This window comes from Synechococcus elongatus PCC 11801 (assembly GCF_003846445.2).
GTDB lineage: Bacteria > Cyanobacteriota > Cyanobacteriia > Synechococcales > Synechococcaceae > Synechococcus > Synechococcus elongatus_A.
In genome coordinates this window covers 171,037-184,622 of sequence record NZ_CP030139.2, presented here as the reverse complement: position 1 = coordinate 184,622, position 13,586 = coordinate 171,037, and the positions used below count along the sequence as shown (strand labels likewise).

Sequence of the window (13,586 nt, the reverse complement as noted above, 5' to 3'; positions counted from 1 at the left end):
TTCGTTGTATTTCAGTGAGCACGTGAACTCAATCGATCGAGTTCGCGACGCTGCAATTAGTGAGCTTGAGCAACCCGAGCGCGATCGAGGGCTTCAACGAAGCGTTGAACTGCAGCAATCATCGCCAGCTCATTGTCGAGGCGGTTGATCGCCGAACCCACACCAATGCCGGCTGCACCGGCTGCGATCGCCATTGGAGCCGTGACGTCCGACAGGCCCGAAGCGCAGAGCACCGGTACGTTCACTGCTTTAGAAATCACGGAAGCGGCAGCCAAGGTCGGGGCTGCTTTCTCGATCAGGCCGAGAACGCCTGCATGGGTCGGAGCTGAGCTGGTGCCGCCTTCGGTTTGGATGATGTCCGCACCGGCTGCCACCAATTGTTCTGCCAGCGTCGCTTGTTGATCCAGCGGCAGGGTGTGGGGAACGGTCACCGACAGGGTGATTGCGGGCAACAGCGATCGCGTAGCTTGGGTTAGTTCCAGCACTTCAGCGGCGCTGAACTCCCGACCTTGAGCATAGAAGCTGTCGTAGTTACCGATTTCGATCAGGTCAGCACCGGCTTCAACAGCTGCCAAGAAAGCCGTCGGTTCCACCGAGGACACACAGATCGGCAAGGCAGTCTGTTGACGAGCCAAACGCACCAAGCTGGCATCGCAAGCAATATCCACAAAGGTGGCGCCACCCCGATCAGCTGCGCGCACCACCGCTGCAACGTGATCGGCATCAAAGTTAGCAAGGCCGCTGATCACTTTCAGCGCGCGACCTTGGGACAGGGCTGCTTGCAGCGCACCAGGCATGGACATAGCAATTTCCTAACAGCAGTGACCAACTTCAGTCTGCGATCGCTTGGGCAAGCGCAGCTGAATTCTTACCATTGTTGCATCGCCCTTTGCCGTCGCCTAGCGCTTTGCCCTCAGATTGCTGGAGTCCCTTCCACGCTCACCTGCATCAACTCCTACAGCAGCGATCGCTCTTGCCTGCCCAATCGCGCCTCTTACTCGCCGTCTCTGGCGGGCAGGATTCGCTGGCACTTGTTCACCTGCTGTGCGGTTTGCAACCCCACTGGCATTGGTCGCTGGCGATCGCCCACTGCGACCACGGCTGGCGATCAGACTCAACTGCTAATGCAGGGCATCTGCGTCAGCTGGCAGACCAATGGCAACTGCCTTTCTACTGCCAGCGATCGCCGGAACCCCCAAGCGGTGAAGCCGCAGCACGGACTTGGCGCTATCAAACGCTCGCGGCGATCGCGGCTGAAATCGATGCCCCCTTACTTGTCACTGGCCACACCGCCAGCGATCGTGCCGAAACCCTGCTCTACAACCTGACGCGGGGTAGCCATCTGCAGGGCTTGGCCAGTCTGCGCTGGCAGCGATCGCTCAGCGATCGGCTCACCTTGGTGCGACCCTTATTGGTCTTTACTCGTGCCGAAACAACCCAGATGGTTCAGCAGTTTCAACTCCCCGTCTGGGAAGACCGTACTAATAGCGATCGCCGCTTTGCCCGTAATCGCTTGCGACTGGAGGTTTTTCCGCAACTCCGGCAGATCAATGCCCAATGCGATCGTCACCTCGCCAATACTGCCGAACTGTTTGCGGATGAAGCGGACTGGTTGGCGGAATTGACCGAGCAAGCCTATCAGCAAGCGCTAGGTGAGAACGGACTCTGCCGTTCCCTACTGGCACAACAGCCGATCGCGTTGCAGCGGCGAGTCCTCCATGCATTCCTCCAAGACCATCTGCAGCGATCGCCCACCTTGGCACAAGTGGAAGAACTACGACAGCTGATTACTGCGCCTCAGGGTAGCTGCAGCTCAAGCCTGCCGCAGCGACAAGTGATGAAGGTTATGGGTGACTGGCTTACGCTGCAATCAACTGATGACTAAGCTCTGACACCTGCTGCTGTAATTCAGCGCGCTGCGCTTGCTGTTGTCGCTGCTGATCCAGCAAAGTATTGACCGTTGCTTGGACATCTCCGTAGGTTTGGATAATTTGCTGCAGCCAATCCCGACAGCCGGCGATCGCTTGGTTGTAGCCCTTAATCTCAGCAACATACAATTCCCGCTTGCGCCAATCTTCCTCGGATGCCTCCAAGGCTTCCTTGAGGCGATAAACGTGATCGGCTTGAGTCTGAATTCGGCCTTCCAAACTGTCCAAATCGGCTTGGAGCTGCTCAATCCGACTCTGGACTTGGGCAATCAAGCTATCGACATCGGGCAGTTCGCTTTCCAAGAGTGAGCGGAGCTCCGAGAGATCCATCTCTTTGGGCATTGGGGTACCGCTCTCCCGACTTTCCAGCACGTGTTGGTACTGCTGCAAGACAGCCAGCCGCTCTTGGGCAATCAGTCGTTGGGCCACTAGGGATTCATCCAGCAGTTGACACCGCTGTTCTGCTTCTATCAGCTCCCCTTCCAAGGCTAGCCGCTCTAGCTCATTAGCCTGCTCGAGGTTGGCACGGAGCTGCTCAAGGTCCGTCGTTTCTAGTCGTAGTTCCTCTTCTTGGTCATTCACGAAGGAATAGATGCGCTCGTAATCCTTCTGGATCGTGGCGACTCGCTCTTTCAGTTCTTCGATTGGCATCGACTCCAGCGCAGCGCGATCGGCTTCTCCCACAAGCGCACGAATCAGCTGACAAGCATGGGCGAGGGATTGACGACGTTTTTCAAGCCCAGAGAGCAAGGCCTGTTCTTGGCTGAGATGTTGCTTGCCCTGTTCCAGCCGTGATTGCTGGCTCATCCACTTCAAATGGGCAGTTTGAAACTCACGGCGCTTCTCTTGGAGTAACTGCTGTAGCTCTTCGAGGTTGCCCACTTCGGGTTGCACCGGTGCTGCAAACGAGTCGATCCGAGCTTGTAAATCCTGTTGAGCAGCAGCGACCTTGTGGCTCAGCTCTGCGAGCACGGTGTCATCTTGATTCCAGCTGGCAATCTGCTGTTCGAGCCGAGCGATCGCCGCTTGGGTATCAGGTGAGAAGGAGACGGCTCCAAAGGGCTGATTGCTGAAGGTTTGGCGCTGGATTTCAATCTCTTGCCACGCTTCTTTCAGTTCACGATCGCGGCGATCGAGTTCAGCGCGCAGGGCATCTGCCTGCTGTTGAATCGCGATCGCTTCCTGCTTTTGCTCCTCCAACTGCACCAGTTCCATTTGCAGTTGCTGAAGCTGATCTTGGCGGCTCTCAAATTCTTGCTGACGGCGGCTCAGTTCTTGGCTCTGGATGCTCAGCGACTCTTTCCACTGTTCGACCTCCGCTTCTTGGGCACGATAGCGCTCTTGGAGTCGCGAAAATTCACGCAGAAAGCCTAGCAAACGCTGCGTGGCTTCTTGAACCCGCTGCACCTGCCGTGAGTTATTGAGATCGAGTAGAACCAGCGCCCCTGTGGCGAAGTCACAGTTCTTATCGCTGGCGACCACCTCTTCTTCCGGCAGCACTTGCCAGCCTTCATCTGGCCGCTGAAAGGCAATCAGGCGGAACTCGACTTTGTTCCCCCCAAACAGACCGCCACGCTTCCCGACTTCCGCCAGATAGAGCACTGCTACTGCCTCATCAATCCCTGTATTTCCCGCGAGGGGTATCCTTCTCCAATGTACGATGCCCAAGATGGAGAATGTGGAGGTTCTACGATCCTGCCAAGGGCTTTGTCAAGCATGGAGTGCTTCAGCAATCAGCCAGTGCCCAGCTGGATTCAACAAACCTGCAACTGAGAGTAACGTGCGATCACTTAGTGCTTTGAAGTGCTGATCGATCGCGGCATCCAGTGTCACCAATTGCCAAGTGTTTGTGCCGTCGTGCAATTGATAATTTTGTTCACCTAATTGCTCAAATTGGCCTGTGAGGGTCTCAGCCTGAGCTGAAATTAGAGGTTGGGCAGGAACTCCTCCGTGCTCCCCAGTGGCGGGGTAAGACTCAGGCTGATCCAGATAGTGACGTTGCCGCGCCAGCCAGTCGGGATGCTCAGGCGGGGTGTCGTAGAGCGGCACGATCGCCTGCGGTGCATTGGGATCTGTCAGTAAGGCTTCTTGCAAATCCCGCACTGAGAGCGATCGCGGATCACAGCCCTGTTCCACAGCTAAAGCTGCTGCCATCCCCGCTGCTTGTCCGAGTCCCAACACCACGGGCTGGAGTCGAGTTGCCCCGTTGGCAATGTGGCTGACGGCGATGTTTTTCTCACACACAAGCAGCCCTTCGGTTTGCGCGGGCAGCAGACAGTCGTAGGGCAGACTAAAGGCTGTCCCCGTCCAGCGGCCACCCCAGCGCATCGATTTGGGCTGGAGTCGGAAGTCCCAGTTGGGATAGTGATGGTCGTTGGCGTAGTTACCGATCGCGATCGCTGACACTTCTCCAGCCGCATTGCAGGGCAACTTCGCGACTTGTCCTTGGGGCTGTGGCAGAAGATCCAACTCCGTCACGGTTGCGCTGCCAATCACCCGCCGACTTTCGCGGTAGTAGGGTTGCAGCGCAAAGGCACCGCCACCGATCGCTTGGTTCGGGAACTGATCCATTGCCAAGCCGTAGCGATCGCCGAAGTGAGCCTGAATGTGGTGGGCAAAAGCTTGGCTGTGCGCGATCGCCTCCTGCATCCATTCCTGATGAGCGCGATCGCCCTGAATCAATCGCTGTAGCCCTTCGCCGTAGTCATTGCCGGGTCCTGGCCAGTTGATCATGAAGCGATCGCTGGGCAAGCGTCCGTAATCCAAAAAGGCGAGGTTATCCGGCGTCTGCCAAGCCCCAGCAAAGAGGTCGGGGTTGTAGCTTTTGGGTACTGGAATCAATGACGCGGACTGGCCATAATCTTTCATCACCATCACCCAAGTCGGCGACTGCACCGGATAGCGCCGATAGCGTTCGTCACTTTCGAGTTGAGCCGATGTTGGCGCACTGGGTTCCTGCCACTGTTCCTGCGGCTCCCATCCCCAGCGGTGAGGCACATCCGCAATTGCTAGCAGATCACCCAGTTCTGTGGCATCGATGACGACCTTGGCCTCGATCCGTACCCGCTCAAATTCCACACCGCGCAGGCGATCGCGATCGCCAATTACCGCCCTCGGGCGATCGCCTTGGATCCAATGCAGATTAGGTAGCGCCTGCACCCAGTCCGCGAAAATTTGCGCGCCAACACGGGGATCGTAGGTAAAGAAGCTGACCCAAGCGTGATTGAGACCACCGGGTTGCCGCTGACGTAACGCCCGCAAAAACGCGCCCCAAATGCCGGTTTGAAAGGCGCGGAGTTCATTACCATCAGGAGCGCTGACACCTGCCGAGGTCAGCATGCCGCCTAGCCAAGGTCCTTCGCTGACCAGAATTGTCTGCACTCCACCACGGCGAGCGGCTTGGAGGGCTGCCGCCGTACCGCCGGTGCCGCCCCCCACAACCAGAACATCGGTGCGGAGGGTTTCAAGCACAGCGATCGCCGCCTCGTTTTACAAAATGGAAGAAGCCGATTCCGTCGATCCCGCTGAACAATAGGCCGAAATGTCCTCGCCACAGTCGTCGGCAAGGTAACAAAGGGCGCGAAAACGCAGAGAAACTAGCTGCTCGTAGAGCGGATTGAGTTTGCACAGCGGCGGAATGTGGACCAGTTTGTGGCCAAACAGAACAATATCCCGCTCGAAGGGACATTGAGCCGGAATGAGTTTAACCAAGAAGTGGGCCAGCCTTGGCTCGTGGACTTGCAAGTCATCTAGCCAGTGGCGAACGGGAGCAAGCAGGTCAACGGTCGCAGCCCCTGCATCGAGAGCAGGAGCCTCGCGATCGCAGCGGGTGTGCTCGAGGGCGTCAATGACGTCAGTCTTCATAGACAGGGCAGTCGCAAATTGGCGGAGTAAGGTTGCTTCGGTTTGGGTGTAGACCCCATCAGCCAGCGCCACCATCACAGCGGTGCGCAGAAAGTTTTCGCGTCGCTCGGGATCATCACCGAGGTCAGCCGCTAAATCAGACGGGCTGATCGAACCGAGGGCTTGGAGGTCGCAGGGATGGCCCAAAATCTCTTGAGTCAGGCCACAAATTAAGTCCTGCTCGTGCACTTCGAAGTCATCGTCAGCAAGTGCAATCGACAGCAAGCCACGCAGCCAAGCAAGTAAATGGGGATCATCGACGGAAACAGCAGGTGACATGGAGCGATCGCGAACTGGGTCTATCGGTTATAGCCAAGGGATCACGAGCTGTCAGTGCCAGAGATGACGATTTGACCGGCGTGGGGGGCGCTTGTCGCTAAGATCGAGCGATGGCCTCTCTTTGCCTGCACTGCTCATGCCATCGACTTTTGCTCTGACGACGCCGCTTTATTACGTCAACGATGTGCCCCACATCGGCAGTGCCTACACCACGATCGCGGCAGATGCGATCGCTCGGTTCCATCGTCTACAAGGCGATCGCGTGCTGATGATCACCGGCAGCGATGAGCATGGCCAAAAGATTCAGCGTACGGCGGAGAAGAACGGCAAGCCACCCCAAGACCATTGCGATGCGATCGTGGCGCGCTTCCAAGACCTTTGGCAGGCGCTCAACATTCGCTACGACCGTTTTAGCCGCACCACCGATCCCCGTCATCAGGCGATCGTCGAAGCTTTTTATCGCCGTGTCGAAGCTCAGGGCGACATCTATGTTGGACGGCAACAGGGCTGGTACTGCGTTGCCTGCGAAGAATTCAAAGAAGATCGAGATCTCCTTGAGGACAAGCGCTGCCCCATTCACACCAACCAAGCGGTTGAGTGGCGCGACGAAGAAAACTACTTTTTCCGCCTCTCGCGTTATCAAGAAGCGCTAGAAGCTCACTACGCCGAGAATCCTGGATTCATCCAGCCCGAAAGCCGCCGCAACGAAGTCCTCAGTTTTGTGGAGCGCGGCCTACAGGATTTCTCGATTTCACGGGTCAACTTGGAATGGGGCTTTGCAGTACCGGACGATCCCAAGCACACGCTCTATGTCTGGTTTGATGCGCTGCTCGGCTATGTGACGGCGTTGCTCGATCCTGATGCAGAACCGACGCTGGACAATGCCCTGAGTCAGTGGTGGCCAATAAATTTGCACCTGATCGGCAAGGACATTCTGCGCTTTCATGCAGTTTACTGGCCGGCAATGCTGCTCTCTGCGGGATTGCCGCTCCCCGATCGCGTTTTTGGTCATGGCTTCCTGACGAAAGATGGCCTGAAAATGGGCAAGAGCCTCGGCAACACGCTTGATCCCTTTGAATTAGTCGATCGCTTTGGTAGCGATGCCGTGCGCTACTACTTCCTCAAAGAAATTGAATTTGGGCGCGACGGTGACTATCAGGAAACGCGCTTCGTCAATGTTGTCAATGCGGATCTGGCTAACGATCTTGGCAACTTGCTCAACCGCACCCTGAGCATGGCCAAGCGCTACTGCAAGCTGCAAATCCCAATTGGTAGCGAAGCGATCGCGGCTGATAATCCTCTGCGCCAGCAAGGGGAAGCGCTAACTGAGTCGGTCAAGTCCGCTTACGATCGCCTGGCCTTTAGCGAAGCCTGTGGTCAAATCTTGGCGCTGGTTCAGGCAGGTAACCGTTACCTTGACCAAGAAGCACCTTGGACGCGCTTCAAACAGGGTGAGCAAGCTCGCGTTGAAGAGATTCTTTACGCAGTACTGGAGTCCGTGCGTTTGGCGGCCTACTGGCTCTCGCCACTCGTGCCTGGGATCAGTCAAGAGATCTATCGACAGCTAGGGCTTGTTGCAGATTTTAATGATCCGGCAGTCGCCCAACGGCTTGATCCCCAAAGCCACGGCTGTTGGGGCTTTTTACCGGCTAACCAACAGTTCTTGGATCCTAGTCCAGTCTTTCGCAGCCTTGAGTTAGCATCTGCAGATTAGAACTTTTGCTGTTTAATGAGGGGGCGGTTTTGCCGCTTTTTTAACATCCCTTTTTAACAAGCAGCAAGGTTTCTTTTGATGGCCTCTGTTCAGGAACCCCCTGGCTATTCTGGTTCAGCTTCAATCCTTGAAAACCGCGGTAGGATTGCCATCTTCATCGATGGTTCTAATCTGTTTTATGCGGCTTTACAGCTTGGCATTGAGATCGACTACACCAAGTTGCTGGCCTGTTTGACCAATGGTTCGCGTCTGTTGCGATCCTTCTTTTACACCGGAGTGGATCGCAGCAATGAGAAGCAACAGGGCTTTCTGTTGTGGATGCGTCGCAATGGCTATCGCGTCGTTGCCAAAGACTTGATTCAACTGCCTGATGGCACCAAAAAAGCCAACCTCGATGTCGAGATTGCGGTGGATATGTTGGCTTTGGCAGGAACCTACGACACCGCCGTACTTGTCAGCGGCGACGGCGACCTAGCCTACGCGGTGGAAGTGGTGGGCTATCGAGGTGTTCGGGTGGAAGTGGTCAGTCTGCGATCGATGACCAGCGATAACCTGATCAATGTGGCCGATCGCTACATCGACCTCGAAAGCTTGAAAGCTAGCATCCAAAAACTGCCGCGACAGCCTTACAGTCGCTCAGTGGCCGTGCCTCCCGACAGCTACAGCCAGCCTTGAAGCATACTCCCTACAGCGTCCTAGGGCAGGCAAAGCCAAACTCGTAAGGACACGGTCATCTCGTCCTGCGTCTCGTTGGTTACGGGGCGCAGCGATTGGACGGGGACGTGGTTTTGCCGTCTCTACCCGCCCGTAGAACATCAGACGGACATTCAGCAGTCGAGGAACGACAGAGACTGCTGCAGCCTACAATCGGCTTGCTCCGATTGCAGTTAGGTCCGTTCTCCAGCTCCGGCGATCGCGACTGCCCTCACTCCGCAGATTGCGATTGCCGGCGTGCCTGTTGTTTGGCTTTTTGCTTTTCCCGCTTAGTAGCAGCCTTAGCAGCTTTTTCAGCTTCTAGGGCAGCAAGGCGATCGCGTTCTTGTTCTAGCTGAATCTGTTCAAGGTAATAGTGATAATCGCCAGCGTAAACGCGGAATTCGCCATCCCGAATCTCAACAATTTTATTCGCGACTCTAGAGACAAAGTAGCGATCGTGAGACACGATCAAAGCAGTTCCTTCATACTCCCGAAGGGCTTCTTCCAGCATTTCTTTTGCGGGAATATCAAGGTGGTTGGTTGGCTCATCAAGGATGAGTAAATTTGCAGGTTGCAACAGCATTTTAGCTAGCGCAAGTCGTGCTTTCTCCCCGCCACTGAGTGCCTCGACTTTCTTGAAAACAGTATCGGAACGGAAGCAGAAACTACCGAGGAGTGTTCGGACTTCTGAGTCTTTCCAACTAGGTACTTCGTCGTGAATCGTATCGAGTACTGTCTTGTTGAGATCGAGAGCTTCCGCTTGATTTTGTTCAAAGTAGCTGGGAATCACTTGGTGTGCGCCCAGCTCAACTTTGCCCTCCAAAACTGCTTCACGACCGAGAATTAGCCGCAATAGTGTTGATTTTCCGGCTCCATTCGGTCCTAAGAAAGCAATGCGATCGCCTCGCTCAATCAGCAACTCAGCTCCTAAAAAGAGGATCTTGTCGTTGTAAGCATGGGTCAGATCCTCAATAGTTACAACTTCTCGGCCACTGCGGGGCGCAGATGGGAACCGAAACTGAATGCCACGCAAGCTTTCTTCCGGTGCTTCAATGCGATCAATTTTCTCCAGTTGCTTTTCGCGGCTCTTGGCTTGGGTACTGCGCGTTGCACTAGCTCGGAAGCGATCGATGAACGCCTGTTGCTCTGCGAGTTCCTTTTGTTGCCGTTCAAAGGCTGCGAGCTGGGCAGTCTTTTCCAGTTCTTTCTGGGTCAGATAGTCGCTGTAGTTACCCAGATAAGTCCGAGAATAACCGCGCTCAGTCTCAACAATCTGGGTACAAAGGCGATCGAGAAACTCGCGATCGTGGGAGATGATCACCATCGGCTGGCTCAACCCCTTCAAGTAGGTTTCCAGCCATTCAATCGTCTCAAGATCGAGGTGGTTAGTTGGCTCGTCTAGTAGCAGTAAATCAGGCTCTTGGAGCAGGATTTTACCCAACCCCATCCGCATCTGCCAGCCGCCACTAAAGGCAGCAACAGAGCGATCGCCGTCCTCTAATCCGAAGCCTAAATCAGGCAACAATTTGGCAATGCGCGCATCGATCGCATAGCCATCCAAGGCTTCAAAACGCCGTTGCAGGCGATCGAGCTGATGGATCAGATCCTCGAGTTGATCCGGCTCTGCCGTTTGGAGTCGGTGTTCGACCTCTGACAGTTGGTTAAAAACGGCTGTTGCCTCTCCGAAGGCCTGCCAGAGTTCTTCCCGAACCGTACGACTGGGATCGATATCAAACTCTTGCTGCAAATAGGCAATTTTGAGACTACTCGGCCGAATAATTTCACCGCTCGTTGGCTCTTCCAATCCGGCGATGATGCGCATTTGGGTCGATTTACCCGCCCCATTCACACCCACTAAGCCAATGCGATCGCCGGGCTTCACTTCCCAGCTCACCTCTCGGAGCACCTCACCGGTGGGGTAAATCTTAGAGATGCGATCGAGACGCAACATGGTTGTTGGGCAGACAGGGATCCTCGCAATCCTAACGGAAAGTGACCCGCTCAGTTCAGCTCAAGACGATCGCTAAATTCGCTAGTTGATGAATTCGAGCACAACACAAGAGATGCAGTCTAGAGATTGATTGATCATCGCGCTCGCAGTAAAGCAGCAGTAATTGTCCATCTAGTCTGGGTCGAGACGGGGGCGTCGCACTGCTGATTGCGTGACCTGACGGCTAATCAGAATGACGGGGAGCAACCCAGCTGCCAGAATCATCAGGGCTGGGAGTGCTGCTTCAGCTAAACGCTCGTCCGAGGCGTACTGATAGACCCGGACTGCCAACGTATCGAAGTTGAAGGGACGCATCACCAAAGTCGCCGGCAGCTCCTTCATCACATCGACAAATACCAGCATGCTGACGCTCAGTAGGCCTCCGCTCAACAGGGGCAAGTGAATACGCCGAAGCACGCCGCTGCTACTCTCTCCGAGGCTTCGAGCGGCTTCATCATAGCTGGGGCGAATTTTAGCCAGACTGGATTCGATCCCAGAAAAAGCGATCGCAAGGAAACGGACGAGATAGGCAAACACCAGCCCCACCAACGTTCCTGTCAGCAGGATGGGAGCGGTTCCCCCCAGGCGATCGCTCAGGGCGGTCAATCCCTGATCCAGTCCTCCCAAGGCCAGTAAGATCCCGACGGCAAGCACCGATCCTGGAATGGCATAGCCGAGGGATGCTGTGCGAACCGCCAACTGAATCAGCCAAGATTTCTGTAACCGCTGACCGTAGCTAACGGTTAGGCCCAAGAATGTTGCGAGGATCGCAGTGATGCCTGCCAAAAGCAGGCTGTGGCGAGTTAAGTCGAGCAGGTTGTCTGTGCTGCCCTCTTCGCTGTAATGGATCGCCAGCTCCAGCAAAATGCCCACCGGCAGTACTAGACCCAGCAGCACCGGCACCAGACAGATGATCGCGGCTAGCCCCGCTCGCCAACCCCGTAATTGATAGACTGGCGCCTCAGCATAGCGGCTGCCCGCCTCGTAAAATCGCGCCTGCCGCCGCGACATCCACTCCAGAATGAGCAGCACCGCGATAAACAGCAGCAAAACCGCAGAGAGCTGCGTCGCTGCAGGGCGATCGCCTAGCCCCAGCCAAGTGCGATAGATGCCGGTGGTAAACGTGTTAACGCCCAGATATTGCACTGCCCCAAAGTCATTGAGGGTTTCCATCAAGGCCAAAGCCATCCCCGCTGCGATCGCCGGACGAGCCAAAGGCAGGGCCACGCGCCAAAAGCTTTGCCAAGGACTACACCCCAGACTGCGGGCAGCCTCGACGGTACAGTGCGACTGCTCTAAAAAGCTGCTGCGAGCCAGCAGATAGACGTAGGGATAGAGCGTCAGGCTGAAAAGCAGGACAGCTCCCGGCAAGGAGCGAATGGACGGAAACCAATAGTCTTGGCTACTACTCCAGCCAAACAGATCCCGCAGCAGCCCTTGCACCGGTCCGTAGTAGTCCAAAAAGTCAGAGAGGGTGTAGGCCAGCAAGTAGGTTGGTGTCGCAAGGGGGAGCAGTAAGCCCCACTGCAGCCAGCGACTCCCCGGAAATCGGCAGGCTGTAACTAACCAAGCGGTCGCGGTGCCAATGACCGCCACGCCAAAGCCGACCCCAAACAACAAGACCAAGGAATGGCGAACGTATTCCGGCAGTACCGTTGCTGCTAGATGAGCCCAAACCTCGCTCTGTTGGGTAAACAGGCTAGCCAGAATCACCAGAATGGGCGCTGCCACCAGCAAGGCCAGCCCAAGGGTGAGTGCCGTCCTGCCTCGACGTGCCATCAGCGTCGGCCAATGCTGTGGGGGTGGGGTGACAGCGGTGGGGGACGAGACAGCGCTCACAGGGCAATTGAGAATAAATCGCAGAAGATCACTCTACACTGGAAAAGCTCTCTCTATGGCCGCTGTCGCGGTTCTTCGCAGTTGCCCATGTCTCAAGCTGAGGTCCTTTACCTAGACCGCGTCTGCAAGCAATTCACAGGGAGTTCGATTGCGGCAGTCGATCAGGTCAGCTTCCGCCTTGCGCCAGGCGAAATTCTCGGACTGGTTGGCCCCTCGGGTTGCGGTAAAACGACCTTATTGCGAATGATTGCTGGTTTTGAGAACCTACAGTCGGGCAGCATTCAGTTGGCAGGTGAGACGGTCGCAACAGCCCAGCGATCGCTGCCACCTGAGGCGCGGGCGGTGGGCATGGTCTTTCAGGACTATGCGCTGTTTCCGCATTTAACGGTCTTGGACAATGTCTGCTTTGGCCTCCGCGATCGCAAAGGAGCCGCTAGTATTGCCCGACAGTCTTTGGCCTTGGTCGGGTTAGAGGGGCTCGAGCGACGTTATCCCCACGAGTTATCCGGGGGGCAGCAGCAACGGGTTGCCCTCGCGCGGGCACTGGCGCCACAGCCACCCCTGATTTTGCTGGACGAGCCACTCAGTAATCTGGACGTCCAAGTGCGACTACGGTTGCGACAGGAATTGCGCGATATTCTGCGCCAAGCTCAAGCCACTGCCATTTTGGTGACCCATGATCAAGAGGAAGCCCTCTCGATTTGCGATCGCGTAGCAGTGATGCGCTTGGGTCGCTTTGAACAAATGGGTCCACCGGAGGAGTTATTCCAGCGCCCAGCCAGCCGGTTTGTGGCGGAATTCTTATCCCAGGCCAACTTCTTGGCCACTGACTACCGCGACAATATTTGGCACACCGCCCTCGGAGACTTTGAAGCCTTGATGGCTCCCGAGGGTGGCCGCACGGGCGGAGAACCTCCTGTGGTGATGGTGCGGCAAGAGGAAGTCTGGCTACAGCCTAATCCCGAGGGTGCTGGGTTAATTCGCGATCGCCAATTTCTGGGGCGTGACTACCGTTACTTTGTGCAACTCCCAGCCGGCCTCGAAATTCAAGCGTTAGGGCCAGTCAGCGAAGCAATCGCGGTCGGCACTGCGGTTCAGGTGCAATTGCGGTCTGGTCAAGCCCGGCTCTATCCCTATGATCTGCCGCTGGTCTGGCGCGGAACGTCAACCTGTCCTGCCCCAGCGAGAGCTTGACCCCTCCAGAGTCTCGATCGCCTGCAGGAATTTGGTGCGCGTA

General features: G+C 56.1%; 10 protein-coding genes. 4 read left to right on the top strand and 6 right to left on the bottom strand.

Annotation, left to right across the window (positions count from 1 at the left end):
- Positions 1-56 precede the first annotated feature (56 nt).
- Positions 57-803 (bottom strand): DUF561 domain-containing protein, encoded by a 747-nt coding sequence (locus DOP62_RS00940; protein ID WP_208673824.1) that lies wholly within the window; start codon positions 801-803, stop codon positions 57-59.
- 86 nt (positions 804-889) lie between these two features.
- Between DOP62_RS00940 and tilS the strand changes: the two genes are divergently transcribed.
- Complete coding sequence (gene tilS, locus DOP62_RS00935) at positions 890-1,885, top strand: tRNA lysidine(34) synthetase TilS (RefSeq protein WP_261789836.1); 996 nt, start codon at positions 890-892, stop codon at positions 1,883-1,885.
- Here tilS and hmpF read toward each other — a convergent pair.
- The 3 genes from hmpF to DOP62_RS00920 all read right to left on the bottom strand — a co-directional run bounded on the left by hmpF (position 1,860) and on the right by DOP62_RS00920 (position 6,110).
- Positions 1,860-3,530, bottom strand: a complete 1,671-nt coding sequence (hmpF, locus tag DOP62_RS00930) for a pilus motility taxis protein HmpF (protein WP_208673820.1) — start codon at positions 3,528-3,530, stop codon at positions 1,860-1,862. The two genes, tilS and hmpF, sit on opposite strands and share 26 nt — an antisense overlap.
- A 108-nt stretch (positions 3,531-3,638) precedes the next feature.
- A complete protein-coding gene (locus DOP62_RS00925) occupies positions 3,639-5,399 on the bottom strand; it encodes an FAD-dependent oxidoreductase (protein ID WP_208673818.1) in 1,761 nt (586 codons plus the stop codon).
- An 18-nt stretch (positions 5,400-5,417) separates the two neighbouring features.
- On the bottom strand, positions 5,418-6,110 hold the full coding sequence (locus DOP62_RS00920) for a Mo-dependent nitrogenase C-terminal domain-containing protein (protein ID WP_208673816.1): 693 nt from the start codon (positions 6,108-6,110) through the stop codon (positions 5,418-5,420).
- 136 nt (positions 6,111-6,246) lie between these two features.
- Here DOP62_RS00920 and metG point away from each other — a divergent pair, with 136 nt between their 5' ends.
- Both metG and DOP62_RS00910 read left to right on the top strand, forming a co-directional pair.
- Positions 6,247-7,824 carry a methionine--tRNA ligase gene (metG, locus tag DOP62_RS00915; protein WP_208673814.1) on the top strand — a complete coding sequence of 526 codons (1,578 nt, stop codon included), beginning with the start codon at positions 6,247-6,249 and terminating at the stop codon, positions 7,822-7,824.
- A 78-nt stretch (positions 7,825-7,902) separates the two neighbouring features.
- A complete protein-coding gene (locus DOP62_RS00910; protein WP_208673811.1) occupies positions 7,903-8,499 on the top strand; it encodes a LabA-like NYN domain-containing protein in 597 nt (198 codons plus the stop codon).
- Positions 8,500-8,749: 250 nt separating this feature from the next.
- On the opposite strand, the gene DOP62_RS00905 is transcribed toward DOP62_RS00910, so the two are convergent.
- Together DOP62_RS00905 and DOP62_RS00900 are read right to left on the bottom strand one after the other, a co-directional pair.
- Positions 8,750-10,471, bottom strand: coding sequence for an ABC-F family ATP-binding cassette domain-containing protein (locus tag DOP62_RS00905; RefSeq protein ID WP_208673808.1), 1,722 nt, complete (start codon positions 10,469-10,471; stop codon positions 8,750-8,752).
- A 171-nt stretch (positions 10,472-10,642) separates the two neighbouring features.
- Complete coding sequence (locus DOP62_RS00900) at positions 10,643-12,349, bottom strand: ABC transporter permease (protein ID WP_261789835.1); 1,707 nt, start codon at positions 12,347-12,349, stop codon at positions 10,643-10,645.
- Positions 12,350-12,436: 87 nt separating this feature from the next.
- Here DOP62_RS00900 and DOP62_RS00895 point away from each other — a divergent pair, with 87 nt between their 5' ends.
- Complete coding sequence (locus DOP62_RS00895) at positions 12,437-13,543, top strand: ABC transporter ATP-binding protein (RefSeq protein ID WP_208673806.1); 1,107 nt, start codon at positions 12,437-12,439, stop codon at positions 13,541-13,543.
- Positions 13,544-13,586: the final 43 nt, after the last annotated feature.